Origin of the sequence: Serratia sp. P2ACOL2 (assembly GCF_003691565.1) — a bacterium.
GTDB classification, from domain to species: Bacteria; Pseudomonadota; Gammaproteobacteria; order Enterobacterales; family Enterobacteriaceae; genus Serratia; species Serratia liquefaciens.
Genome location: NZ_CP033162.1, coordinates 3,079,472 through 3,103,427 on the forward strand (window position 1 = coordinate 3,079,472; position 23,956 = coordinate 3,103,427).

Consider the following 23,956-nt stretch of genomic DNA (forward strand, 5'->3'; position numbering starts at 1 on the left):
CTGCATACCCTCTGTCGACACTGCCAACGGTTACCAGCACGTAGTATATTTCCATTAAACCGGCATTGATTTCTCCTTTGATTGAAATCGACATACCCTATGGATTTCAAGTTATAGCAACTGCCATCACCCCGCTGTAGCTTGAAATGCGACGGGTATAAACCATGAGTGACCCTCGTTATATGAATACGCTGGAAAAAATCCAGAGTCATCTGGAGCTGCTGAGCAAATCTGAACGGAAAGTCGCTGAGGTGATCCTGGCCTCCCCGCAGACCGCCATCCACTCCAGTATCGCGACGCTGGCCAGAATGGCAGACGTCAGCGAACCCACCGTCAACCGTTTTTGTCGCCGCCTCGATACCAAAGGCTTCCCCGATTTCAAACTGCATCTTGCCCAAAGCCTGGCCAATGGCACTCCGTACGTAAACCGTAACGTGGAGGAAGATGACAGCGTCGATGCCTATACCGGTAAAATATTCGAATCGGTGATGGCCAGTCTGGATACAGTAAAGGCAAATTTGGATATTGCCGCAATCAATCGTGCGGTTGATCTACTTACCCAGGCAAAAAAAATCTCTTTCTTCGGTTTGGGGGCCTCTGCGGCGGTCGCTCACGACGCGATGAACAAATTTTTTCGCTTTAATATCCCGGTGGTCTACTTCGACGATATCGTCATGCAACGTATGGGCTGCATGAATTCCAGCGAAGGGGACGTAGTGGTGTTAATCTCCCACACCGGTCGTACCAAAAACCTGGTGGAAATGGCGCAGCTGGCGCGTGAAAACGACGCCACGGTTATCGCCATCACCTCACGCGATACCCCTCTGGCGCACGAGGCAACCCTGGCGTTGTTGCTTGATGTTCCCGAAGATACCGACGTTTATATGCCGATGGTGTCACGAATTGCGCAATTAACGCTCATAGACGTGCTCGCCACCGGATTTACCTTGCGCAGAGGGGCCAAATTCAGAGATAACTTGAAGCGGGTCAAGGAAGCGTTGAAAGAATCGCGCTTTGATAAGGGTGTCGTTATCCCCAACAATTTCGACTCGTAACCGATGTGAAAAAAACTGTCGTTCAAGATCATCTGGACGGCGGCATTAGAGGCAGTACCCTGTTAAAACGCTCATGCGGGTAACCCAGGTGAAACATCAGTGTAGTAAAATTACATTTCACTCCAGGTTTCGTTATCCGACGTTATCGCAACACCAATAATTTGCTTCACCAGTCAACGGAGTAATACATGTCCAGACGGCTCAGAAGAACCAAAATTGTTACCACCCTGGGTCCGGCTACTGACCGCGACAATAATCTGGAAAAGATCATTGCCGCAGGCGCAAACGTAGTTCGGCTAAACTTTTCCCACGGCACGGCAGAAGATCATCAGGCTCGCGCCGACAAAGTGCGCGAAATCGCTGCCAAGTTGGGACGTCACGTCGCTATTCTGGGTGACCTGCAAGGGCCGAAAATTCGTGTATCCACCTTTAAGGAAGGCAAAATCTTCCTTAACATCGGTGATAAATTCCTGCTCGATGCCAACATGGCCAAGGGCGAAGGCGATAAAGAAAAGGTCGGTATCGACTATAAAGGCCTGCCTGCCGACGTGGTGCCGGGCGACGTACTGCTGCTGGACGACGGCCGCGTACAGTTGAAAGTGCTCGAAGTTCAGGGCATGAAAGTCTTTACCGAAGTGACCGTTGGCGGCCCGCTGTCCAACAACAAAGGCATTAACAAACTGGGTGGCGGCCTGTCCGCAGAAGCCCTTACCGAGAAAGACAAGGCCGATATCGTCACCGCGGCAAAAATCGGCGTCGATTATCTGGCGGTTTCCTTCCCGCGCACCGGCGAAGATCTGAACTATGCCCGCCGTCTGGCGCGCGATGCTGGCTGTCACGCCAAGATCGTTTCCAAGGTTGAGCGTGCCGAAGCCGTCTGCAGCGACGAAGCCATGGATGACATCATTCTGGCCTCCGACGTAGTGATGGTTGCCCGTGGCGATCTGGGCGTCGAAATCGGCGATCCTGAGCTGGTCGGCATCCAGAAAAAGCTGATCCGCCGTGCTCGCACCCTGAACCGTGCCGTGATCACCGCGACCCAGATGATGGAGTCGATGATCACCAACCCGATGCCGACCCGCGCCGAGGTAATGGACGTGGCGAACGCCGTGCTGGACGGCACCGACGCCGTGATGCTGTCTGCCGAAACCGCCGCGGGTCAATACCCGGCCGAAACCGTAGCCGCAATGGCGCGCGTTTGCCTGGGCGCGGAGAAGATCCCAAGCATCAATGTGTCCAAGCACCGCCTGGACGTACAGTTCGACAACATTGAAGAGGCTATCGCCATGTCTTCAATGTACGCAGCCAACCACCTGAAAGGTGTTACCGCGCTGATTGCCATGACCGAATCCGGCCGTACCGCACTGATGATGTCACGCATCAGCTCCGGCCTGCCTATCTTCGCCATGTCGCGCCATGAACACACGCTGAACCTGACCGCACTCTATCGCGGCGTGACCCCGGTGTACTTCGACAGCCATAACGACGGTGTTATCGCCGCCAATGACGCGGTTAACCGCCTGCGTGATAAAGGCTTCCTGGTCTCGGGTGACCTGGTGATCGTCACCCAGGGTGACGTGATGGAAACCGTTGGCACCACCAACACCAGCCGTATTCTGCGCGTCGAGTAATCTGTCCTGCCGCCGGCCGTTAACGCGGTCGGCATTTTTTCCCGCACCGCCCTTTCCCCCTGTTAAACTCGTCGCATGTCGCCACCATGGCAAACGGAGAGGCTTCGATGCTTCATCAACACCCACAGCAAAACCGCACGGCACAAAGTCTGGATCTGGACGGTCAAGGGCTGGAAAATCTGGACGATACCTGTCTACAAGGCAGCTCACTGCTAAAAATCAGTCTGTATAACAATCGGCTTCGGCAATTCCCACGGCAGATTTTGCAGCATGCCGATCTGCAGGTATTGAACATCTCTTGCAACCAACTCAGCGAACTGCCAACTGAAATAGGCCTGTTGAAACAGCTGGCCATGCTCGATTGCGGCCATAACCAGGCCAACCAGATACCGGCCGGGATCGGTGAGCTGCGTGAACTGACTTATTTATACCTCAGCGATAACGCCTTTCGCGATCTGCCCCTCGAACTGGGGCGGTTACATAAACTGCGGTATTTGAATGCGACAGATAACCAACTGAGCGAATTGCCTACGGCAATCGTGCAACTCGGCGCGCTGCAGGAACTGCGGCTTTACAATAACCAGATTGCCTTGTTGCCTGAGACGTTCGGCCAGTTGACCGCCCTGCGGGAACTGCACCTGATGAATAATCGTCTGGTTGCACTACCAGAGCAAATAGCCCAGCTCTCTGCGCTGAGGGTGCTGGATGTGGAAAATAACGCTATCAGCCAGCTGCCAACCACTTTGGGTCGGCTGGCCAACCTGACTCACCTCAACCTCAGAACCAACCGTCTGCAACAGCTACCGACGTCTTTTGGTCAGCTTAAGGCACTAACCACGTTGGATCTGCGCGCTAACCGCCTAAGCGCCCTGCCTGACAGCCTAGCCGAGTTAACCCAGTTACAGCGGTTGGATCTGCGCTGGAACAACTTTGCCGAAATGCCTGCCGTGCTGGAGCCGCTGATTGCCCAAGGTTGCCTGGTGCATATTTGAACCGCCAGAAACAGCAAGGGCCAGTCACCCACAGATGACTGGCCCTTGGCCCGACGCCAAAACTGAGCTTAGCGGTATAAATCGTCGCGTGAATAGGGTTCGATTTCCCCTTCTTTGCGCGTTTTCAGCAGCTTGAGGATCCAGGTGTACTGTTCCGGGTTGGGACCTACCAGATTCTCCACTTCTTCATTCATCCGGCGGGCAATGGTGCGATCGTCGGCCGTCGCCAGGTCGTCCATCGGCGGACGTATATGGATATCGAGCATGCTGGTTTTACCGTCATACACCGGGAACAGCGGCACAATGGCCGCACGACAGACCTTCATCAGACGCCCGACCGCAGGCAGCGTAGCTTTATAGGTCGCAAAGAAGTCCACGAATTCGCTGTGTTCTGCTCCGTGATCCTGGTCCGGCAAATAATAGCCCCAATACCCCTGACGCACAGAACTGATAAACGGCTTGATGCCGTCATTGCGCGCGTGCATGCGACCGCCGAACTTGCGACGTACGGTGTTCCACAGATAATCGACCAGTGGGTTGCTTTGGTTATGGAACATCGCCGCCATCGGCTGACCACGAGCTGCCATCAGCATCGCCGGAACATCCACCGCCCACCCGTGTGGTACCAGGAAAATCACGTTACGCCCTTCTTCACGGATTTTATCCAGCACTTCTTCACCATGCCAGCGAACGCGCTTCAACACTTTCTCAGGTTGGGTACAGGCCAGCTCCGCCATCAAGATCATCGATTGCGGTGCGGTGGCGAACATCTCGTCGATGATATGTTCACGCTCATTTTCGGGCAGCTCAGGCAGGCAGTACAACAGATTGATGCGCGCACGGCGTCGAGCGCCTTTTGCCACCTTGCCGGCCAGTTTACCTACGGCGCCGAGCACCGGATCGCGCAGACGTGCAGGCACCAGTGAAATACCGGCCATTAACCCGGTTCCCAGCCAAACGCCCCAGTAGCGCGGATGGTAAAAGGCTTTCTGAAATTGCGGAATGAACTCTAGGTTCGATTTTTTCTCGTTTTGCATGCACAAGCTCTTAACATAGCGGTTCGGCTAATCATAATTGCAAAGGGTGATTTTGCAATTCACAACGGCGAAGCACCAATATAAAACAACATCGGCCCGTAATCAGGCCGATGGAATCACTGGCGCGGTAACGCGCCGGGACAAAGGGATCAATCCAGCTGCAACTGAGGCACCACTTCTTTCACCTGCGCCAGATAATCGCTGCGATCTTTACCGCTTAGCCCTTCTGAACGCGGCAGTTTCGCCGTCAGCGGGTTGACCGCCTGCTGGTTGGTCCACATTTCGAAGTGCAGATGCGGGCCGGTTGAGCGCCCGGTGTTGCCGGATAGCGCGATGCGATCACCCCGTTTCACCTTCTGGCCTGGCTTAACCAACAGCTTTTTCAGGTGCATATAACGCGTGGTGTACTGGCGACCATGGCGGATGGCCACGTAGTTGCCCGCGGCACCGCTGCGTTTGGCGATCAACACTTCACCGTCGCCCACTGCCAGCACCGGAGTACCGACCGGCATCGCGAAGTCGACGCCTTTGTGCGGCGCAATGCGCCCGGTGACCGGATTCACCCGGCGTGGGTTGAAGTTTGAAGAGATGCGGAACTGCTTCATGGTTGGGAAACGCATAAAGCCGCGCGCCAGGCCCGAGCCCTGACGATCGTAGAATTTACCGTCTTCGGCACGGATGGCGTAATAGTCTTTACCGCCGGTGCGCATACGCACACCCAGCAGCTGACTTTGTGCGCTCTTGCCGTCAAAGTGTTCGCGGGACATCAGTACCGAGAACTGATCCCCTTTGCGCAGTTTGCGGAAATCCAACTGCCACTGCAGCGCTTTGATCACCGCATTGATTTCAGTACGGCTCAGACCGGCATCGCCGGCGCTGCTGACGAAACTGCCGTTCAGACGGCCGCTGATCACATTGTTGCGCCATTCGCCCTGCTGCGACTCCTGGATTTCTTTGAAGTTGTTACCTACGCGGTCATAGGTGCGGGTTTCACGCCGGGAAACTTCCCAGGTCAAACGCTGCAGATCGCCGGCATCGTTCACCGTCCATGACAGCTGCTGGCCAATTTTCAGATTACGCAGATCGCGGTTTTGCGATGCCAACAGCGTGACATCCGACATATCTATGCCGTATTGGGTCAGAATGCTGCCCAGCGTATCACCGGTAGAAACAACATATTCATGCACGCCATCCTCGCCGGCGACCTTCTGGTCCAGCTCATCCTGTGGGATGTCATCATCGGGGGTGGCTTGGTCGAGATCGATCGGTTCGCTGGCTTCTGGCAGCAAGGATCGTAACTGGCTGGATTCTAACTCAATGCTTTTAACGATGGGGTTATGTTCTGGGTGATAAACAAAAGGCCGCCAGACGGCAACGGCCAATGTAACCACTGTCAGCGACCCCAGCATGACGCGGTGGGGCCGTGGCAGATTGTTATACGCCAGAGCGATAGTTCGGACTATCTGCTGCACTCGATTTTATCCTCATAATCTTTACTTCAGGCAGCTCACGTACTGGTTTGACAGCTGAGTCAGGAAGTTCCCGTAGCTGTCTTTCCCCAGTGCGATGCCGGTGCCCAGCGGGTCCAGCGTTCCAGAACGCACTTTGGTCCCTTTGGCAACGGCATTGATTACGGCCGGCCTGAATTGTGGCTCAGCAAAAACGCAGACTGCTTTCTGCTCAACCAACTGTGTTCGAATTTGGTGTAAGCGCTGTGCTCCAGGTTGGATTTCGGGATTCACGGTGAAATGGCCCAGCGGGCTCAAACCGAAATGTTTCTCAAAATAGCCGTAAGCATCATGAAAAACAAAATATCCTTTGCCTTGCACAGGCTTGAGCATGTTACCAACATTTTTGTCAGTTTGCGTCAGTAGATTCTCGAACTGGCGCAGGTTTGCGTCTAATTTGTCCTTATTCTGTGGCATAAGTTCCAATAACCTGTCGTGAATCGCGATCGCGGTCACTTTTGCCACTTCCGGAGACAGCCAAACGTGCATGTTATATTCGCCATGATGGTGCCCATCGCCCTCATCGTGATCGGCATGATTATGCGCATCCGTTGCATGATCATGGTCGTGTTCATACTCATGATCGTCGTCTTCGCCCTTCATCAACAGCGGTTTTACTCCGCTCAGTTCGCTGATGGCCAATTGACGATTAGCCGACACCGGCGTTAGGGATTTTGTCAGAAAAGCTTCCATATCCGGGCCTACCCACACCACCAGATCGGCGGCACGCAGGCGTTGGATATCGGAAGGTCGCAAGGCGAAATCGTGCGGCGAGGCGCCATCCGGCAGCAGCACCTCGGTCGGCGTTACGCCATCGGCGATGGCGGAGGCGATAAAGCCCAGTGGGCGAATGGATGTCACTACCGCCGCAGAGGCGCTGCTCAGCGGTCCGGCCATCATCAGTGCGCTAGCCAGCAACGTGCGCTGCAGCCATTTATTTTTATGTGCCATTATCAGTAATCCCGTCGTTTTCATCAGCGAGGCGTGATATTATAACATTCGGTTAGTTCTGCAAAATGTAATCATGAGATGTCCACACTGACAACGCTAAAAAATATCTCCGTCTCCTTTGGTAACCGTAAGGTGCTGTCGAATATTTCGCTCAGCCTTCAACCGGGCCGTATTCTGACGCTGCTCGGCCCAAACGGCGCGGGCAAATCCACGCTGGTGCGCGTGGTACTCGGGCTGGTTGCGCCAACGGAAGGTACGCTGGAACGCGAACCGGGCCTGCGTATCGGTTACGTGCCGCAAAAACTGCACCTCGACGCCACCTTGCCACTCACCGTAAGCCGCTTTATGCGCCTGAAACCCGGCGTCAAGAAAGCCGATATTCTGCCCGCGCTGAAACGCGTGCACGCAGCGCACCTGCTCGATCAGCCGATGCAAAAACTCTCAGGCGGCGAGAATCAGCGCGTACTGCTCGCGCGGGCGCTGCTGAACAAACCGCAACTGCTGGTGCTGGATGAGCCAACGCAAGGGGTTGACGTCAACGGCCAACTGGCGCTGTACGATCTTATCGACCAACTGCGCAAAGAACTGGGTTGCGCGGTTCTGATGGTCTCCCATGACCTGCATCTGGTGATGGCGAAAACCGATGAAGTGCTGTGCCTCAACCAACACATCTGCTGTTCCGGCGCACCGGAAGTGGTCTCGATGCATCCTGAATTCATCGCCATGTTCGGCAACCGCGGTGCGGAACAATTGGCGGTCTATCGTCACCACCATAATCACCGTCACGACCTGCAAGGACGAATTGTGTTGAAGAAAACCGGGGGCCGTGAGGCATGATCGAACTGTTATTACCCGGCTGGCTGGCCGGGGTGTTGTTGGCCGCCGCTGCCGGTCCATTAGGCTCCTTTGTGGTGTGGCGCCGGATGTCCTATTTTGGCGATACCCTGGCACACGCCTCTTTGCTGGGTGTGGCCTTCGGGCTGCTGCTGGACGTGAATCCTTTCTATGCGGTGATTGCCGTGACGCTGGTGCTGGCGCTGGTGCTGGTGTGGCTGGAGCGTCGTCCGCAACTTTCCGTTGACACCCTGCTCGGTATTATGGCGCACAGTGCGCTGTCGCTGGGGTTGGTGGTGGTGGCGCTGATGTCCAACGTGCGGGTCGATCTGATGGCCTACCTGTTTGGCGACCTGCTGTCGGTTACCTTCACCGATATCTGGATGATTGCCATTGGGGTCAGCGTCGTACTGTTGATCCTGTGGTGGCAGTGGCGCAACCTGCTGTCGATGACCGTCAGCCCAGAGCTGGCACATGTTGACGGGGTCAATCTGGTCCGTGCTCGTACCGTACTGATGCTGGTTACCGCCCTGACCATTGGTCTGGCGATGAAATTCGTCGGCGCGCTGATCATCACCTCACTGCTGATCATTCCGGCCGCTACCGCACGGCGCTTCGCCCGAACCCCTGAGCAAATGGCCGCCTACGCGGTGCTGGTGGGTGTGCTGGCAGTGACCGGTGGATTGGCCTTCTCGGCATTTTACGATACCCCGGCCGGCCCATCGGTGGTACTGAGTGCGGCGGTGCTGTTCATCCTGAGCTTGTCCAGGAAGCAGCAAGCCTGATTTCCCTCTCGCAGATAGCAAAAGGGCCGCAATTGGTACAACCGCCACATGGGATACAGATCTGACCGGCCACATAGGTAACACTTTCGTCTAATCGATACGGATAATACTGTGCTTAGCTCTGTCGTAATAAGCCAGTATCATCCGGTCGAACAACACGACATCCAACCCTTCACCCACTTCTTTAAGCATCACATATTCTCCCCGTAACGCCTCGCTGACAAACAGTCTTTTACCGAGCCGTATATCTCCTTTTTCAGCCACCTTGTACAACCGGGCTCCTTCCGGATAATTGACCTCCGGTATCCGTCCGTCCCACTGCCGGGGTGAAGGTGTCCACACCGAAGAAGGCGTTGCTCCTCCCAGTGCCGCATGCGGCCTTTCATGATTAAATTCATAACGATAATCACTGAACCATGCCTGTTGTTCTTCCATCGTTTGCCGGATGTTGTTATGGCTTAGGCCAGCCTTTAACGAACGGTGCATCCGTTCATGACGGCCATTTTGTTCCGGGTGGCCTTTCTTTATACGCTCCGGGTAAATACCTAACTTTATCATCCATACACTGAGACTACTCAGCCCGGCTATACCCGTTCCGGCAAAGGGCGCCCCATTATCAGTTCGCACAACCTCTGGCAGACCATACTCATGGAAGGCTCTCTCAAAACAGGCTCGAGTGAACAGCAGGTTTTCTGACGCGCTAGCCTCACATGCCAGAAGATAACGGCTATGGTTATCGGTCAGTGTAAAAGGGCGACAGTACTCCTGACTGAGTAGCCTAAATTTACCTTTAAAGTCAGCACTCCAGACCTGATTGACGGCCTGAATATCAGTGAGCGCATGCGTATTTTCGGGAGTTTTTCTGCGTTTTATCCTGTCTGGGACAAGGCCTTCGCGTTTGAGAATATCGCCAATCGTACTGCCTGCGGGAACGTCAAAAGGGATTTCATGGTTGAGAAGCCACTGACGAATTTTATTTGGGCCCCAGTCAGGATGAGCACGACGAAGGCTAATGAGGCAGTTAATGACGTCGGATGAATGTTGCCGTGAATGGGTCAGAGGTGCACGGGAATGGTCCTCAAGAGAGGAGACGTCATCGGGCTGAAAACGCTTAAGCCACTTGTAACCCGTTTTACGGCTGATACAAAAATGCCTGCAGACAGCGGAAAAAGAATCCCCGCTGGTCTGACAGGCATGAATAAATTCAAGGCGTTTCATGGTAACGGTCTCGGTCCAGGGCATAGTGAATTACCTCCGCTATGCCAGTCTATAACTGTTACCCATGTGACCGGTTAAAAGTGTTACCTATGTGACCGGTTAAAAGTGTTACCTATGTGACCGGTTTGTACCATTAGCGGCCCTTTTTAATGCGGATTACGGCGTAATATTTATTCTTCGCGCACCATGCCAAAGTGCTTATAGGCATGATTGGTGGCCATGCGCCCGCGCGGCGTGCGTTGGATGAAACCTTGCTGGATCAGAAACGGCTCGATCACGTCCTCGATAGTTTCCCTTTCCTCGCCGATCGCTGCCGCCAGGTTATCCAGGCCCACGGGGCCGCCGGTGAACTTATCGATTATCGCCAGCAACAGTTTTCGGTCCATGTAATCGAAGCCTTCGGCGTCAACGTTCAACATATCCAGCGCCTGCATCGCCACCTCGCCATTGATCACGCCATTGGCGCGGACTTCGGCAAAATCGCGTACCCGACGCAGCAAACGGTTGGCGATACGCGGTGTACCGCGCGCACGGCGAGCCACTTCATGTGCGCCCTCGTCCGACAGATCCAGCCCCAGACAGTTAGCGCTGCGTGAAACGATGTGCTGCAGATCGGCAACCTGATAAAACTCCAGACGCTGCACAATGCCGAAGCGATCGCGCAGTGGCGAAGTCAGGGAACCGGCGCGGGTGGTTGCCCCCACCAGCGTGAACGGCGGCAAATCGAGTTTGATCGAGCGTGCTGCTGGGCCTTCACCGATCATGATATCCAGTTGGTAATCTTCCATCGCCGGATACAGCACTTCTTCCACTACCGGAGACAGACGGTGGATTTCATCGATAAAAAGGACGTCGTGCGGTTCCAGGTTGGTCAGCATCGCCGCCAGATCGCCCGCCTTTTCCAGCACCGGCCCGGAGGTGGTGCGCAGGTTAACGCCCATTTCATTGGCAACGATGTTGGCCAGCGTGGTTTTCCCCAACCCGGGCGGGCCGAAGATCAGCAAATGGTCCAGAGCGTCGCCACGCTGCTTGGCAGCCTGAATAAAGATTTCCATCTGCTCGCGGACATGCGGCTGACCGACATACTCCGTCAGCAGCTTCGGCCGGATGGCGCGATCAAGAATTTCTTCTTCATTGATCGGCTCGGCAGAAATCAGGCGATCGGCTTCAATCATTCTCTACCCCTTATCGGCGCTTACAGCGCGGCACGCAGCGCGTCGCGGATCAGGGTTTCGCAATCTGCACCCGGCTTGGCGATTTTACTGACCATGCGACTGGCCTCCTGCGGTTTGTAGCCCAGCGCCACCAGCGCAGAGGCCGCTTCGGCTTCCGCATCCAGTTCGGCCGCTTTCGCCGCTGTGGCAGGAAGCGTGATTTCACTGCTGCTGTTGAACAGATCGCCATTAAGCCCTTTGAAGCGGTCTTTCATTTCGACCACCAGGCGCTCTGCGGTTTTCTTGCCTACGCCCGGCAATTTTATCAGCGACGTGATCTCTTCACGCTCAACCGCGCTGACAAACTGCTGCGCTGACATGCCGGACAGAATGGCCAGCGCCAGCTTAGGGCCAACGCCGTTCACTTTAATCAGTTCGCGAAACAGCGCGCGCTCTTGTTTATCGTTGAAGCCATACAGCAGTTGGGCATCTTCGCGCACCACAAATTGGGTAAACACGATAGCCTCTTGCCCCAGCTCGGGCAGTTCATAAAAGCAGGTCATCGGCATATGCACTTCATAGCCCACGCCGTTTGCCTCCAGTAATACCAGTGGCGGTTGCTTTTCCAGAATATAACCTCTGAGACGACCTATCATTTACCCTCCTGCTGAATTCCTGAGCATGACCTTCTGCCATGCCGTGCTGCTAAAGCTTATAACATAAAAAAGGCTGGATGAATATCCAGCCTCATACTGCTGACAAAGTCCTCTACATTTAACATCAGCGATCTGAGTGCTAATAAAAACAAAGGATGATGTCTACAGGTTTACCCCAAACATCCGAAAACCACGCTTTTCGGGTGTTTGTCATCAAACTAAGGCTGGATGAATATCCAGCCTCGGAACTGATTAAGCGTTACTTTAAACGTCCACGCGCCAGGTTCAATCGCCCTTCGCTCATCCGCAGCACGTTTTGGCTGAGGTGACAGTGGGTAATGGCGATCGCCAGCGCATCGGCGGCATCGGCCTGAGGATTGGCCGACAGCTTAAGCAGCGAGCGCACCATATGCTGCACCTGTGCTTTTTCGGCCGCGCCGGTACCGACCACCGTTTGTTTAACCTGACGTGCCGCATACTCAAACACTTCCAAATTCTGGTTCACGGCAGCAACAATAGCCACGCCGCGCGCCTGCCCAAGCTTGAGCGCCGAATCCGGGTTTTTCGCCATAAACACCTGTTCAATAGCGAAAAAGTCTGGTTTAAACTGGGTAATGATTTCACTGACGCCCGCATAAATCAGCTTTAAGCGCGTCGGCATGTCATCCACTACGGTACGAATACAACCGCTGGCAATATAGCTCAACTGGCGGCCCTGCTGACGAATCAGGCCGTAACCGGTGACGCGCGATCCGGGATCGATACCGAGTATGATCGTCATCCCTACACCCACCTTGCGTTAAGCATTAACTTCGCCAGGCGCTGCCACAAGACAGCGCCGTACTTCAACCCCATTACAGCGTCGCAGCAACCTCGTCGGAGATCTCACCGTTGTGGTAAACCTCCTGCACGTCGTCGCAGTCTTCCAGCATGTCGATCAGGCGCAGCAGCTTAGGCGCGGTTTCTTCATCCATATCGGCTTTGGTCGATGGGATCATGGAAACTTCTGCCGATTCGGCGGTGAAACCGGCAGCGGTCAGCGCGTCTTTCACTTCACCCAGGTTTTCCCAGGCGGTGAAGACGTCGATAACGCCATCGTCGTAGCTGACGATATCTTCAGCACCGGCTTCCAGCGCAGCTTCCATCACCACGTCTTCATCCAGGCCCGCTGCGTAAGTGATCACGCCCTTCTTGGTGAACAGGTAAGCCACGGAGCCGTCGGTGCCGAGGTTACCGCCACACTTGGTGAAGGCATGACGCACTTCCGCCACGGTACGGTTGCGGTTGTCACTCAGGCACTCGATCATGACGGCAGTGCCGCCCGGGCCGTAGCCTTCATAAATGATGGTTTCCATATTGGTATCATCATCACCGCCTACCCCACGCGCGATGGCACGGTTCAGGGTGTCGCGCGTCATGTTGTTGGACAGCGCCTTGTCGATCGCCGCACGCAGACGCGGGTTAGCCCCCGGATCGCCACCGCCCAGTTTCGCGGCGGTCACCAGCTCGCGAATAATTTTGGTGAAAATTTTACCGCGCTTGGAATCCTGCGCTGCTTTACGGTGCTTTGTGTTGGCCCACTTACTATGACCTGCCATAAAAAATCTCCGAAAAAAATTACTGGACTGAATTAATCACAAACTCTTCAATCGCCTGCTGATTGCTCCAGGACTTGGTCAACTTCACGGCTTCCGCCGCCTCAAGCCACTGGTAGGCGTGATGCTCGGTAATCACCGGATCGCGCTCTTCAGGCAAAGCCAGACAGAACCAGTGCTCTTTATTGCGCGTGGTTCCCGGGGCATAGCGATGTCGCAAATGGACAAAGAGTTCAAACTCCACACAGCGCTGGCAATCGAACAACGGCAGTTTCTCTGCTTCGATATCGATGCCGACTTCTTCCATGACCTCACGCCGTGCGGCATGCGGCGGCGACTCATCTTCCTCCAGGCTGCCGGTCACCGACTGCCAGAATTCGGTATCATCGCGCCGCTGTAACATCAGCACCCGACCACTGGATTTGGCATAAATCACTACCAGAATAGACTCGGGACGCTTGTAGTTCATTACTGGTTCTCTACATTTGAATCGTCAGTCGCTTTCTTTACCACGCTGATTGCCAGCTCCTGCAACGACGCCGGGTTCGCGAAGCTTGGTGCTTCGGTCATCAAGCAGGCCGCAGCGGTGGTTTTCGGGAAGGCGATCACGTCACGAATGTTGTCGGTGCCGGTCAGCAGCATCACCAGACGGTCCAGACCGAAGGCCAAACCGGCGTGCGGCGGCGTACCGTACTTCAACGCGTCCAACAGGAAACCGAATTTTTCGCGTTGCTCGTGTTCGTTAATACCCAGAATGCTGAATACCGTCTGCTGCATTTCGCTACGGTGAATACGCACGGAACCGCCACCCACTTCGTAGCCGTTAATCACCATGTCGTAGGCGTTGGCGATGGCATTGATTGGCGTGTTGGCCAGTTCTTCCGGGCTCATGTCGCGCGGTGCGGTGAACGGGTGGTGCATCGCTGCCAGACCACCTTCGCCGTCTTCTTCGAACATCGGGAAGTCCACGACCCACAGCGGTGCCCAGCTGTCCAGCTTGGTCAGTTCCAAATCGCGGCCCAGCTTCAGACGCAGCGCGCCCATCGCATCGGTGACAATCTTGAAGCTGTCGGCGCCGAAGAACAGAATGTCGCCGCTCTGCGCGTTGGTACGCGCCAGAATCGCTTCCAGCACTTCTGCGCTGAGGAATTTAGCAATCGGGCTCTGTACGCCTTCCATGCCGGCGGCGCGGTCATTGACCTTCAGCCAGGCCAGGCCTTTGGCACCATAGATGTTAACGAAAGCGCCGTACTCATCGATCAGCTTACGGGTCAGCTGCGCACCACCTGGTACACAGATCGCGGCAACGCGGCCTTTGGCATCGTTAGCCGGGCCGGAGAACACCTTGAATTCCACGTCCTTCACCAGATCGGCAACGTCCACCAGCTCCAGTGGGTTACGCAGGTCCGGCTTGTCCGAGCCATAGCGACGCATGGCTTCTTCGAAGGTCATGACCGGGAAATCACCCAGATCTACGCCCTTCACGTCCAGCCACAGTTCACGCGCCAGTTTCTCCATCACTTCACGCACCTGATCGGCGGTCATGAAAGAGGTTTCCACGTCGATCTGGGTAAATTCAGGCTGACGGTCGGCACGCAGGTCTTCGTCGCGGAAGCATTTGACGATTTGGTAGTAGCGGTCGAAACCGGACATCATCAACAACTGTTTAAACAGCTGCGGCGACTGTGGCAACGCATAAAACTTGCCTTTATGTACGCGGCTCGGGACCAGATAGTCACGGGCGCCTTCCGGCGTGGCCTTGGTCAGCATCGGGGTTTCGATATCGAGGAAACCGTGGCTATCCATAAAGCGGCGCACAAAGCTGGTGATTTTGGCACGGGTTTTCAGGCGATCGGCCATTTCCGGGCGACGCAGATCCAGGTAGCGGTATTTCAGGCGCGCTTCTTCGGTGTTGACCTGGTTGGAATCCAGCGGCAGTGGCTCGGAGCGGTTGATGATCTCCAGTGCATGGGCGAACACTTCTACTTCACCGGTAGCCATATCTTTATTGATCTGGCTGTCCGGACGGGCACGCACGGTGCCGACGATCTGGATGCAGAATTCATTGCGCAGGTCGTACGCCTTGTCGAACGCGGCCTTCTGGTCCGGATCGAAGAACACCTGCACGATGCCTTCGCGGTCGCGCATATCAATAAAGATCAGGCCGCCCAGATCGCGACGACGGTTGACCCAACCACACAAAGTGACTTCCTGGCCCACGTGAGACAGATTCAACTGCCCGCAATATTCAGTACGCATACGCTATCCTTTTGGCTTAAGCCGATGCCGCGCGGGCTTTTGGCGCCTGCCACGCGGCTGTTTTCTGATGAACTCAATACCCGTCATCTTTCAAGTTGCAGCGTTGTTATCTGCACTCTCTCACCCCAGTGACTTACTCAAGTAGGCACCAGAGGCGAGATAGCTGGCTGCCTGGCTGCAACTCGAAAGCTATAGGGTATATTTACTTGCCCGGTTTGAAGTCGGTTGCATACCAACCGGTACCCTTTAACTGGAAACCGGTGGAAGAAATCAGCTTGGTTAACGCGGGCTGCCTACACGCCGGACAATCCGTCAGCGGCGCATCGGAAAATTTTTGCAACTTCTCTAACCGGTGGCTGCAAGCACCACATGCATATTCATAAATCGGCATAGGTCGTTGGAGTAAAGTGAGCTGAAAAAAGGCGATCATTATAAAGGAAATTCATGCGCCAGATAAGTGCGAACACAGCTTTGTTGCAGCACTAAATGGTGTGTTTTTGCCCGAAGTAACACATTGATTAACAAATTTCTCATTAACCGGTGATGCTTTTTTCACGTAGCCTGAATCGATGCTTGTTTAGCGCGCTATCCAAGCTGCGCGTATTTCATCCACCTTGTCACGAGATATTTCCATGTTGAAACTTGATGCTCACACCACCGCACTGGTGTTAATTGATTTGCAAAACGGCATCCTGCCCTTCGCCGGTGGCCCACACAGCGCCGAAAGCGTGGTGGCCAATGGCGCGCAGTTGGCGGCACATTTCCGTTCGCTGGGGGCACCGGTGATCCTGGTACGCGTCGGCTGGTCCGACTCTTTCGCCGAAGCGCTGAAACAGCCGGTGGATAAACCGTCTCCCGCCCCTGCCGGCGGATTGCCTGCCAACTGGTGGGAATTCCCGGCATCCCTGGCGGTGAGCGACCGCGACATTCTGGTGACCAAGCGCCAATGGGGTGCGTTTTACGGCACCGATCTTGACTTGCAACTGCGTCGCCGTGGCATTAAATCGGTGGTGCTGGGCGGTATCTCCACCAATATTGGCGTGGAATCTACGGCTCGCGCGGCCTGGGAACACGGCTACGAGTTAGTGATAGCCGAAGATCTCTGCAGTGCGCAAAATGCTGAAATGCACCAGTTTGCTTTCGATAATATCTTCCCGCGGTTGGCGCGTGTTCGCAGCACCCGCGAAATTGTTGCCGCACTCGACCAGTAACGCTAACTTGTAGGGGCGCCGCCTGCTGCCCCCACCTTTGACTGGCAGGGAAAATTAAGGAAGATGCTAGCTTGATGTATATCGGACTCCCACAGTGGCAACACCCGGCCTGGAATCGTATCGGGCTGCGCGATCTGGCGGATTACAGCCGCTATTTTAACTGCGTGGAAGGCAATACCACCTTCTACGCGTTACCCAAACTGGAAATAGTCCAGCGCTGGCGCGATATGACCACCGATGATTTTCGCTTCTGTTTCAAGTTCCCCGCCACCGTCAGCCATCAGGCTGCACTGCGTAACTGCGCTGCCGATCTGCAGGCATTTTACCACTGCCTGGGTCCGGTGCATCAGCGCATAGGCCAGCTGTGGCTGCAATTGCCTGCGGCGTTCGGCCCGGCGGAATTACCGGCGATGTGGCAGTTCTTCGACGCTTTGCCGAAAGAGTTTACCTATGGCGTGGAAGTGCGGCATCCGGCGTTTTTCGACAAAGGCGAGGAAGAGCGGCTGCTGAATCAGGGGTTACACCAGCGGGGTATCAACCGGGTGATCCTCGACAGCCGGCCGGTGCATCACGCCCTGCCCAACAGCGCCGCCGTGCGCGATGCCCAGCAGAAAAAGCCCAAGCTGCCGGTGCATGCTCTGGTCACCGCCAACAATCCGCTGGTACGTTTCATCGGCGGCGATGTGCTGCAAGATAACCTGCGCTGGTTCGACGCCTGGCAGCAGAAATTGCCCGTTTGGCAGCAACAGCACCAACCTTTTCTGTTTATACATACGCCGGATAATGGTGATTCACCCCAGCAGGCACAGAAAATCTGGCAGCAGCTGTATCAGGCTATTCCGAATTTACCCCCTCCACCGGACTGGCCGGAGCAGGATGCGCTGTTTTGACCGATTAATCTGACCAATTACATCAGATTTTTCCTCGCGACAGTGATTGCAATGGCGGCTATGATGCTGGCTGCCAGTTTTGGTTAGGGAATGGAGTTAAAAATGGTAAGCGCGCTTTATGTAGTGCTCGGCGCATTGTTGTTGATCAAACTCTCTTATGACGTGGTTAGGTTAAGGATGCAATACCGTGTCGCCTACGGGGACGGCGGTTTTTATGAGCTGCAAACTGCAATCCGCGTTCACGGCAATGCCGTAGAATACATTCCTATCGCCGCAGTGCTGTTGGTGATCATGGAGATGAACGGCGCTGAAATATGGATGATCCATATTTGCGGTCTGATGCTGATGGCCGGCCGTTTGGTGCATTACTACGGTCTGCGTAACCGCGAGGTGCGCTGGCGTCGATCGGGCATGGCGGCCACCTACATTTCGCTGGTGTTAATGGTACTGGCCAATATTTTCTATCTGCCATGGGATCTTATTTTTAGCCTGCATTAATCCCCTGTTCGTCCTCAGGCGGCTACGCCGCCTGCTTCCGCTGCGCTTTTTGTCATTATCTGTTAGAATACGCCCCTTCGAATTCTGAACCGATTTTCCGCTATGCCAAACCGCGATACTCTTTTTTCTGCCCCGATCGCCAAATTGGGCGACTGGACCTTCGACGAACGCGTCGCTGAAGTGTTCCCCGACATGATCCAGCGTTCCGTTCCAGGCTATTCCAATATCATTTCCATGATTGGCATGCTGGCCGAGCGTTTCGTGCAGCCCGACAGTCGGGTTTACGACCTGGGATGTTCGCTGGGTGCAGCCACGCTGTCGATGCGGCGGAATATCAAGGTGACGGGTTGCAACATCATCGCCGTCGACAACTCTCCGGCCATGGTCGAGCGCTGCCGCCGTCATATTGATGCCTTCCGCGCCGACACCCCGGTAGACGTTATCGAAGCCGATATCCTTGATATCAACATCGAAAACGCCTCGATGGTAGTCCTGAACTTTACCCTGCAATTCCTCGAACCCGCCGACCGCCTGCGCCTGCTGGAACAGGTTTACCGCGGTCTGCGCCCTGGCGGCGCACTGGTGCTGTCGGAGAAGTTCAGCTTTGAAGATGCCGATGTCGGAGAATTGCTGTTCAACATGCATCACGATTTCAAACGTGCCAACGGTTACAGCGAGCTGGAAATCAGCCAGAAGCGCAGCATGCTGGAAAACGTCATGCTGACCGACTCCGTGGACGCCCACAAAGCCCGTCTGAAACAGGCCGGTTTTGAGCATGCGGAAGTCTGGTTCCAGTGCTTTAACTTCGGTTCACTGATCGCGTTGAAAGCGGGAGCCGCAGCATGATTGAGTTTGGCGATTTTTATCAACGCATCGCGAAAAGCAACCTCAGCCACTGGCTGGATACCCTGCCGGCACAGCTCAGCGCCTGGCAGCGCGAGTCACTACACGGTAAATTCAAGCAGTGGTTTAATTCGGTTGAACATTTACCGGCACTGACCCCCACCCAGCTTGATTTGTTGCACGGCGTCCGTGCCGAAATGGAACCCACTTTGTCGCCGGGCCAGTTGGAAGGCATTGAAAAGATGCTGCGCACCATGATGCCGTGGCGCAAAGGCCCGTTCTCATTGTATGGCATCGATATCGACACCGAATGGCATTCCGATTGGAAATGGGATCGCGTATTACCGCACATTTCACCGCTGGCCGGTCGTACCATTCTCGACGTCGGCTGCGGCAGCGGTTATCACCTGTGGCGCATGGTTGGCGCGGGTGCGCATCTGGCGGTGGGCATAGATCCGATGCAGCTGTTTCTGTGCCAATTCGAAGCGGTGCGCAAGCTGTTGGGCGGCGATCAACGCGCCCACCTGTTGCCGCTCGGTATTGAGCAGCTGCCCGAGCTGGCGGCGTTCGACACGGTGTTTTCGATGGGCGTGCTGTACCATCGCCGCTCGCCGCTGGACCATTTGTATCAGTTGAAAAACCAGCTGGTTTCCGAAGGTGAGCTGGTATTGGAAACGCTGGTGGTGGAAGGCGATCGCCATCAGGTTCTGGTACCCGGTGACCGCTACGCGCAAATGCGTAACGTCTACTTTATTCCGTCAGCCGAAGCATTGAAATGCTGGCTGGAGAAGTGCGGTTTCGTCGACGTTAAAATCGCCGACATGTGCGTCACCAGCACCGAAGAGCAACGCCGTACCGATTGGATGACCAGTGAGTCACTGGCCGAATTCCTTGATCCACAAGACCCGAGCAAAACCGTCGAAGGTTATCCCGCGCCCTTGCGTGCCGTACTGGTAGCCAAGAAGCCCTAAAGTGAAAAACGTCATCACCTCGTCCCTATCGGGGTGATGACGTTACGCCCGTTATTTTCGCCAGGCCTCCAGCAAGTCCTTTTCCAGCACGCCGCTGGATTTGCATTCAAAGGGTTTCTCTTTGTCATTGCCATCCGCAGCAATCAGCCCGGCAACCCCGCTAACCTGCACCATGACATGACTTCCCTCCCCGGCGCTATAAATCTGCACCAGTATTCGATATTCCTCCGTCAGATTTGACGGGGTCGCCTGGTCGGTGCAATCCAGATAAAGCCCCGCCAGTTCGGCCTCGCTCCCGGCAGCCCCGATAACGCCAAGGCGACTGTCGGTCAACGTTGGGGTTATCCCTTTCGCGCTGAAAATGGCCAGGGTGCGCGTGAACAGTTCATCCGGTTTTCGGTTACCGATCAGGCTGCCGTCATCGGCTGCCGAAGGAACGGATGCATCACCTGTCGTGCCCTCGGCAGGTTGATTACCGGCTTTTGTCGGCCCATACACCGACACGCAACCTGTCAGCATCAGCAATGCGATAGCGGTTAGTCGTCTCATCGCCATTCACCTGTAATACAAAGAGGCACAGGCGCTTAAACAACAAATCAGCGATACAATCATCAGATAACGCATGCCACTCTCCTTAGCGGTAATAAGCTGCGACGCAGCCGGACAATGCAAGACAGGCCATCAACAACAAAATCAAATAACACTTCATGACTCCTCCATAACCGTACAAATCCCTGTGTTTTATGCAGCCATGCGAGCTGGCTGACGACTGAGGTTATTGCACTTGTTATGGCGCCGTCATTGGACGCCATCAGTGCCAGCGCTGACAGGGCAAGGTCGTCGAGGATCATGGAAATAAAAAAGCCCCGGCAGGAAAACCGGGGCTTGCGGCTTAGCAATGCGTTTTAGGCGCTTTGCGCCAGGGGATCTACCAGAGCCAGCGAGTTTTTCATCGCTTCTACCATCTCGCCATCCACGCAATAGTGGCTGAACTCGTCAAACTCGCTGTCGGAACACATGGTGACACCCGCTTTACGATAGCGCATGGTCGAAGGCACCGCATGGCCGGAGGAGCTGTGCAGCTCCTGAATACCGATATCGACAAACTTGTGCAGGTTGCTGAGCCGCACGCCGGCACCGGCCATAATCACCGGTCCCTGGCTGGCCTGCACCAGATCGCGCAGTAAGGGCAATCCCAATTCCGCATTTTGCTGCTGGCCTGAGGTGAGTATCCGCGCCACGCCCAACTGCGTCAGTTGATCGAGCGCCACCAGCGGATTTTGGCACATGTCGAAAGCGCGGTGGAACGTCACCGCCATATTACCGCTCAAACGCATCACTTCTTGCATGCGCGGCAGATCGATATGCCCTTCTTCATCCAGCATGCCCACCACCACACCGGCAAAGCCCATATCGCGGATCTGGGCAATATCATGCTTGATAACGTCAAAATCCACCGCGCCGTAGCAAAAATCCCCACCGCGTGGACGAACAATAGGGTGCACCGGCACACCGATCCTGTCGCGTGCCAGACGTAAAGAGCCATAGCTTGGCGTCAAGCCGCCCTCACTTTGGCTGGCACATAACTCTATACGATCGGCACCTGCCCGCTCGGCCGTCAGCGCGCAATCGACGCTATAGCAGCAAACTTCCAGTTTAATCATTGTCACCCCCAGATGACGGCTAACTTGCGACGGCCATTGTTAATTTTTCAATTTCTCATTTAGGCTCATAGTAAGCATAAGCCAGCTCAGGGTAGTAACTATGGCATTCAATTTTGATCTATGGGTAGACCGCAGTCACAGTGACAGCGTTAAGTGGGATAAATATCGCGACCGCGACGTTATTCCGCTCTGGGTTGCCGATACCGACTTCCCGTCAGCGCCGGCAATTATTGACGCCTTGCAGCAGCGCGTCGCTCATGCCGTATTCGGCTACGGTCATCCCTCCCCTGAGCTGATTGAGGTTTTTACCCGCCGTATGCTAGAGCGCTACGGCTGGCATATCAATCCTGAATGGCTGGTTTTCCTGCCTGGCCTGGTTTGCGGCCTGAATTTATGCGTGCGGGCTTTTACCACCGAGGGAGAAGGCACTCTGGCCCCCTCGCTAATCTACCCGCCGTTTCGTAAAGCAGCGAAATTTTCTGGCCGCACACAGCTACCGGTGCCGTTGATGCTGCAGGACCGGCGCTGGCTATTGGATTTCAGCGCTGTCGAAGCACAGCTCAGCGGTGCAGAGAGATTATTGATGCTGTGCAACCCGCAAAACCCGGGCGGCACCGTCTACCGCAGACAGGAGCTGTTGCAACAGCATGAGTTTGCCAAAAACCATAATCTGGTTGTTTGTTCAGATGAAATTCATTGCGATCTGTTGCTTGAACCGGGTTGTGAACACATCCCCTTCGCCACGTTGAATGATGATGCCGCCCAGCGCAGCGTCACGCTGATGTCGCCGTCGAAAACCTTCAATATCGCCGGTCTTGGTGCCTCAATGGCAATTATTCCCAACCCGGAGCTGCGCAAGAAGCTGGTCCGAGCGCGCAGCGGTATTGTGCCGGAGGTGGATGTGCTCGCATTGGTTGCTGCGCAGGCCGCTTACCAACATGGGCAAGAGTGGCTGGACGAACTGTTGGTTTATCTACGCGCAAACCGTGATTGGGTGATCGAGCGTATTAATGCCATGCCAGGGCTGGCACTGCAGCCCATCGAAGCCACCTATCTGGCCTGGATAGACTGCAGCCAACTGCCGGTCGATAACCCGCACGCCTTCTTTGAACAGGCCGGCGTAGGATTAAGCCCGGGCCTGGATTTTGGCAACCGGCATTTTGTTCGTTTGAACTTTGGCTGCCGGCGCGCACTGCTCAGCCAGGCGCTAGACCGCATGCTGCTGGCCACCCGCTCGCTGCAGCCCAATTAACCCTGTTCGCTGGCGACAATGTCCCTGATGGAATAAGGATGGAATTTGATCGTCACGGTGCCGTCGGTGATCGCCAGCGTTGGGTTCGGTAAACGTTCACCTTCTCCCTTTGGTGAGCTTTGTTTCAGTTTGATGCCCGGAGCCAGCAGCGCTTCATCCGGCAAGTGGGCCAACGCACGCGCATAAAGCGTGGCCGGTTCGCCGCTAAGCACCAGCTCTACGTGTTCCCAACCTTCGTGCGGATAGCGCTTGTCTCCGGGATAAGGCAGCTCCACGCAGTCGATCTGCCAAGGCCCCACCTTAAGTGGCTGCTGAAGATCAAACAGGCAAATAGGACGGCCATTGATCATCGCCTCCGACAGCAGCGAACCACACTGCTCTAACCCCAGTCGCCAGCGTTCAGCGGTAGTGTTTTGATGGCAGCGCAGCGAAACGTGGTCTGCAGTGAACTGGGACAGATCCAGCTGCAGTTTTTCAGCAAACTGGCTCAGCGCCTGCTCAAAACGCGGCAGATCCAGCGCTAAATCGTGAAGTTCGGCAATGGCCGGAAAGCTAGTCATAGGGTCCTCGAAACAACAAAAGCGGTTTTCAGGGGGGTAATTTACACGCCTGAGACGTTGCTATCCACCTGACCGGTCCGGGAAACTGAAATTTTTAACCTCAAAATGCGCAGGGTAAAATGCCCTCCCGTGAAGTCCGGCCAAAGTACAAAAGGAGTATTAACGCAGAAGCTATTATCTGCTTCATTTGACATCAGCCAAGATCCAATTTCAGATGAAAGTTAACGCATAAGTTTATAGCTTTTTCTTATGATTGACGGATTGAGAATATTACTAACTTATTAAGCCTGATAATTCACCTGTTCTGGTATTCATATATGCTTAAAAAATAGTTAACGCTAGCGTAGCAAAAAGGCCATAAAAAATACGTGAAAATAAAAAAATCAATAAAT

General features: G+C 54.9%; 25 protein-coding genes. 11 read left to right on the forward strand and 14 right to left on the reverse strand.

Going from position 1 to position 23,956, the window contains the following annotated elements:
- The first annotated feature begins 182 nt into the window (after positions 1–182).
- From EBA31_RS15050 to EBA31_RS15060, 3 genes are all read left to right on the forward strand, one after another.
- A complete protein-coding gene (locus EBA31_RS15050; RefSeq protein ID WP_020827253.1) occupies positions 183–1,055 on the forward strand; it encodes a MurR/RpiR family transcriptional regulator in 873 nt (290 codons plus the stop codon).
- A 188-nt stretch (positions 1,056–1,243) separates the two neighbouring features.
- Positions 1,244–2,686 (forward strand): pyruvate kinase, encoded by a 1,443-nt coding sequence (pyk, locus tag EBA31_RS15055; protein WP_020827254.1) that lies wholly within the window; start codon positions 1,244–1,246, stop codon positions 2,684–2,686.
- A 107-nt stretch (positions 2,687–2,793) separates the two neighbouring features.
- Positions 2,794–3,678 (forward strand): leucine-rich repeat domain-containing protein, encoded by an 885-nt coding sequence (locus EBA31_RS15060; protein WP_122079614.1) that lies wholly within the window; start codon positions 2,794–2,796, stop codon positions 3,676–3,678.
- A 68-nt stretch (positions 3,679–3,746) separates the two neighbouring features.
- Here the strand turns inward: EBA31_RS15060 and lpxM are convergent, their stop codons facing one another.
- From lpxM to znuA, 3 genes are all read right to left on the reverse strand, one after another.
- Entirely contained in the window at positions 3,747–4,715 is a 969-nt protein-coding gene (lpxM, locus tag EBA31_RS15065; protein ID WP_020827256.1) for a lauroyl-Kdo(2)-lipid IV(A) myristoyltransferase, read from the reverse strand.
- A 149-nt stretch (positions 4,716–4,864) separates the two neighbouring features.
- Positions 4,865–6,187, reverse strand: coding sequence for a murein DD-endopeptidase MepM (gene mepM / locus EBA31_RS15070; RefSeq protein WP_122079615.1), 1,323 nt, complete (start codon positions 6,185–6,187; stop codon positions 4,865–4,867).
- Positions 6,188–6,208: 21 nt separating this feature from the next.
- Entirely contained in the window at positions 6,209–7,174 is a 966-nt protein-coding gene (gene znuA / locus EBA31_RS15075) for a zinc ABC transporter substrate-binding protein ZnuA (protein ID WP_122079616.1), read from the reverse strand.
- A 78-nt stretch (positions 7,175–7,252) separates the two neighbouring features.
- On the opposite strand from znuA, the gene znuC reads away from it, so the two are divergent.
- Positions 7,253–8,011: a zinc ABC transporter ATP-binding protein ZnuC gene (gene znuC, locus EBA31_RS15080; protein ID WP_020827259.1), complete on the forward strand. Its 759-nt coding sequence runs from the start codon at positions 7,253–7,255 to the stop codon at positions 8,009–8,011.
- Positions 8,008–8,793 (forward strand): zinc ABC transporter permease subunit ZnuB, encoded by a 786-nt coding sequence (znuB, locus tag EBA31_RS15085; protein ID WP_122079617.1) that lies wholly within the window; start codon positions 8,008–8,010, stop codon positions 8,791–8,793. The genes znuC and znuB overlap by 4 nt, the downstream gene beginning before the upstream one ends.
- 90 nt (positions 8,794–8,883) lie before the next feature.
- Here the strand turns inward: znuB and EBA31_RS15090 are convergent, their stop codons facing one another.
- From EBA31_RS15090 to EBA31_RS15125, 8 genes are all read right to left on the reverse strand, one after another.
- Positions 8,884–10,011 carry an integrase core domain-containing protein gene (locus tag EBA31_RS15090; protein ID WP_232807925.1) on the reverse strand — a complete coding sequence of 376 codons (1,128 nt, stop codon included), beginning with the start codon at positions 10,009–10,011 and terminating at the stop codon, positions 8,884–8,886.
- A 170-nt stretch (positions 10,012–10,181) separates the two neighbouring features.
- Positions 10,182–11,186: a Holliday junction branch migration DNA helicase RuvB gene (gene ruvB, locus EBA31_RS15095; RefSeq protein WP_020827261.1), complete on the reverse strand. Its 1,005-nt coding sequence runs from the start codon at positions 11,184–11,186 to the stop codon at positions 10,182–10,184.
- Between the two features lie 20 nt (positions 11,187–11,206).
- Entirely contained in the window at positions 11,207–11,821 is a 615-nt protein-coding gene (gene ruvA / locus EBA31_RS15100; protein WP_020827262.1) for a Holliday junction branch migration protein RuvA, read from the reverse strand.
- A gap of 259 nt (positions 11,822–12,080) precedes the next feature.
- Positions 12,081–12,602: a crossover junction endodeoxyribonuclease RuvC gene (gene ruvC / locus EBA31_RS15105; protein WP_020827263.1), complete on the reverse strand. Its 522-nt coding sequence runs from the start codon at positions 12,600–12,602 to the stop codon at positions 12,081–12,083.
- A 73-nt stretch (positions 12,603–12,675) separates the two neighbouring features.
- Entirely contained in the window at positions 12,676–13,419 is a 744-nt protein-coding gene (locus EBA31_RS15110; RefSeq protein ID WP_020827264.1) for a YebC/PmpR family DNA-binding transcriptional regulator, read from the reverse strand.
- A 19-nt stretch (positions 13,420–13,438) separates the two neighbouring features.
- A complete protein-coding gene (gene nudB, locus EBA31_RS15115) occupies positions 13,439–13,885 on the reverse strand; it encodes a dihydroneopterin triphosphate diphosphatase (RefSeq protein ID WP_020827265.1) in 447 nt (148 codons plus the stop codon).
- Positions 13,885–15,675 carry an aspartate--tRNA ligase gene (aspS, locus tag EBA31_RS15120; protein WP_020827266.1) on the reverse strand — a complete coding sequence of 597 codons (1,791 nt, stop codon included), beginning with the start codon at positions 15,673–15,675 and terminating at the stop codon, positions 13,885–13,887. Before aspS ends, nudB begins: the two co-directional genes overlap by 1 nt.
- A gap of 202 nt (positions 15,676–15,877) precedes the next feature.
- Positions 15,878–16,105, reverse strand: coding sequence for an FmdB family zinc ribbon protein (locus EBA31_RS15125; RefSeq protein ID WP_020827267.1), 228 nt, complete (start codon positions 16,103–16,105; stop codon positions 15,878–15,880).
- A gap of 202 nt (positions 16,106–16,307) precedes the next feature.
- On the opposite strand from EBA31_RS15125, the gene EBA31_RS15130 reads away from it, so the two are divergent.
- From EBA31_RS15130 to cmoB, 5 genes are all read left to right on the forward strand, one after another.
- Entirely contained in the window at positions 16,308–16,886 is a 579-nt protein-coding gene (locus tag EBA31_RS15130; protein WP_116690313.1) for a hydrolase, read from the forward strand.
- Positions 16,887–16,960: 74 nt separating this feature from the next.
- A complete protein-coding gene (locus EBA31_RS15135; protein ID WP_046373344.1) occupies positions 16,961–17,776 on the forward strand; it encodes a DUF72 domain-containing protein in 816 nt (271 codons plus the stop codon).
- Between the two features lie 102 nt (positions 17,777–17,878).
- The gene (locus EBA31_RS15140; RefSeq protein WP_020827270.1) at positions 17,879–18,274 is read left to right on the forward strand and encodes an MAPEG family protein; all 396 of its coding nucleotides are present in this window, start codon (positions 17,879–17,881) and stop codon (positions 18,272–18,274) included.
- 102 nt (positions 18,275–18,376) lie between these two features.
- Positions 18,377–19,120: a carboxy-S-adenosyl-L-methionine synthase CmoA gene (gene cmoA, locus EBA31_RS15145; RefSeq protein WP_122079619.1), complete on the forward strand. Its 744-nt coding sequence runs from the start codon at positions 18,377–18,379 to the stop codon at positions 19,118–19,120.
- Complete coding sequence (cmoB, locus tag EBA31_RS15150; RefSeq protein WP_122079620.1) at positions 19,117–20,088, forward strand: tRNA 5-methoxyuridine(34)/uridine 5-oxyacetic acid(34) synthase CmoB; 972 nt, start codon at positions 19,117–19,119, stop codon at positions 20,086–20,088. Before cmoA ends, cmoB begins: the two co-directional genes overlap by 4 nt.
- 51 nt (positions 20,089–20,139) lie before the next feature.
- Here cmoB and EBA31_RS15155 read toward each other — a convergent pair whose 3' ends face one another.
- Together EBA31_RS15155 and cutC are read right to left on the reverse strand one after the other, a co-directional pair.
- A complete protein-coding gene (locus EBA31_RS15155; RefSeq protein WP_122079621.1) occupies positions 20,140–20,637 on the reverse strand; it encodes a hypothetical protein in 498 nt (165 codons plus the stop codon).
- 356 nt (positions 20,638–20,993) lie between these two features.
- The gene (cutC, locus tag EBA31_RS15160) at positions 20,994–21,752 is read right to left on the reverse strand and encodes a copper homeostasis protein CutC (protein ID WP_122079622.1); all 759 of its coding nucleotides are present in this window, start codon (positions 21,750–21,752) and stop codon (positions 20,994–20,996) included.
- Between the two features lie 100 nt (positions 21,753–21,852).
- Between cutC and EBA31_RS15165 the strand changes: the two genes are divergently transcribed.
- Complete coding sequence (locus EBA31_RS15165) at positions 21,853–23,004, forward strand: MalY/PatB family protein (RefSeq protein WP_122079623.1); 1,152 nt, start codon at positions 21,853–21,855, stop codon at positions 23,002–23,004.
- Here EBA31_RS15165 and EBA31_RS15170 read toward each other — a convergent pair.
- On the reverse strand, positions 23,001–23,564 hold the full coding sequence (locus EBA31_RS15170; protein ID WP_122079624.1) for a VOC family protein: 564 nt from the start codon (positions 23,562–23,564) through the stop codon (positions 23,001–23,003). The genes EBA31_RS15165 and EBA31_RS15170 overlap by 4 nt on opposite strands.
- Positions 23,565–23,956: the final 392 nt, after the last annotated feature.

What these genes read in the sequence shown, in the direction of transcription:
- EBA31_RS15050 (WP_020827253.1), top strand. Translation starts at nt 183, where the DNA reads ATGAATACGCTGGAAAAAATCCAGAGTCATCTGGAGCTGCTGAGCAAA.
- pyk (WP_020827254.1), top strand. Translation starts at nt 1,244, where the DNA reads ATGTCCAGACGGCTCAGAAGAACCAAAATTGTTACCACCCTGGGTCCG.
- EBA31_RS15060 (WP_122079614.1), top strand. Translation starts at nt 2,794, where the DNA reads ATGCTTCATCAACACCCACAGCAAAACCGCACGGCACAAAGTCTGGAT.
- lpxM (WP_020827256.1), bottom strand. Translation starts at nt 4,715, where the DNA reads ATGCAAAACGAGAAAAAATCGAACCTAGAGTTCATTCCGCAATTTCAG.
- znuA (WP_122079616.1), bottom strand. Translation starts at nt 7,174, where the DNA reads ATGGCACATAAAAATAAATGGCTGCAGCGCACGTTGCTGGCTAGCGCA.
- znuC (WP_020827259.1), top strand. Translation starts at nt 7,253, where the DNA reads ATGTCCACACTGACAACGCTAAAAAATATCTCCGTCTCCTTTGGTAAC.
- znuB (WP_122079617.1), top strand. Translation starts at nt 8,008, where the DNA reads ATGATCGAACTGTTATTACCCGGCTGGCTGGCCGGGGTGTTGTTGGCC.
- EBA31_RS15090 (WP_232807925.1), bottom strand. Translation starts at nt 10,011, where the DNA reads ATGAAACGCCTTGAATTTATTCATGCCTGTCAGACCAGCGGGGATTCT.
- ruvB (WP_020827261.1), bottom strand. Translation starts at nt 11,186, where the DNA reads ATGATTGAAGCCGATCGCCTGATTTCTGCCGAGCCGATCAATGAAGAA.
- ruvA (WP_020827262.1), bottom strand. Translation starts at nt 11,821, where the DNA reads ATGATAGGTCGTCTCAGAGGTTATATTCTGGAAAAGCAACCGCCACTG.
- ruvC (WP_020827263.1), bottom strand. Translation starts at nt 12,602, where the DNA reads ATGACGATCATACTCGGTATCGATCCCGGATCGCGCGTCACCGGTTAC.
- EBA31_RS15110 (WP_020827264.1), bottom strand. Translation starts at nt 13,419, where the DNA reads ATGGCAGGTCATAGTAAGTGGGCCAACACAAAGCACCGTAAAGCAGCG.
- nudB (WP_020827265.1), bottom strand. Translation starts at nt 13,885, where the DNA reads ATGAACTACAAGCGTCCCGAGTCTATTCTGGTAGTGATTTATGCCAAA.
- aspS (WP_020827266.1), bottom strand. Translation starts at nt 15,675, where the DNA reads ATGCGTACTGAATATTGCGGGCAGTTGAATCTGTCTCACGTGGGCCAG.
- EBA31_RS15125 (WP_020827267.1), bottom strand. Translation starts at nt 16,105, where the DNA reads ATGATCGCCTTTTTTCAGCTCACTTTACTCCAACGACCTATGCCGATT.
- EBA31_RS15130 (WP_116690313.1), top strand. Translation starts at nt 16,308, where the DNA reads ATGTTGAAACTTGATGCTCACACCACCGCACTGGTGTTAATTGATTTG.
- EBA31_RS15135 (WP_046373344.1), top strand. Translation starts at nt 16,961, where the DNA reads ATGTATATCGGACTCCCACAGTGGCAACACCCGGCCTGGAATCGTATC.
- EBA31_RS15140 (WP_020827270.1), top strand. Translation starts at nt 17,879, where the DNA reads ATGGTAAGCGCGCTTTATGTAGTGCTCGGCGCATTGTTGTTGATCAAA.
- cmoA (WP_122079619.1), top strand. Translation starts at nt 18,377, where the DNA reads ATGCCAAACCGCGATACTCTTTTTTCTGCCCCGATCGCCAAATTGGGC.
- cmoB (WP_122079620.1), top strand. Translation starts at nt 19,117, where the DNA reads ATGATTGAGTTTGGCGATTTTTATCAACGCATCGCGAAAAGCAACCTC.
- EBA31_RS15155 (WP_122079621.1), bottom strand. Translation starts at nt 20,637, where the DNA reads ATGAGACGACTAACCGCTATCGCATTGCTGATGCTGACAGGTTGCGTG.
- cutC (WP_122079622.1), bottom strand. Translation starts at nt 21,752, where the DNA reads ATGATTAAACTGGAAGTTTGCTGCTATAGCGTCGATTGCGCGCTGACG.
- EBA31_RS15165 (WP_122079623.1), top strand. Translation starts at nt 21,853, where the DNA reads ATGGCATTCAATTTTGATCTATGGGTAGACCGCAGTCACAGTGACAGC.
- EBA31_RS15170 (WP_122079624.1), bottom strand. Translation starts at nt 23,564, where the DNA reads ATGACTAGCTTTCCGGCCATTGCCGAACTTCACGATTTAGCGCTGGAT.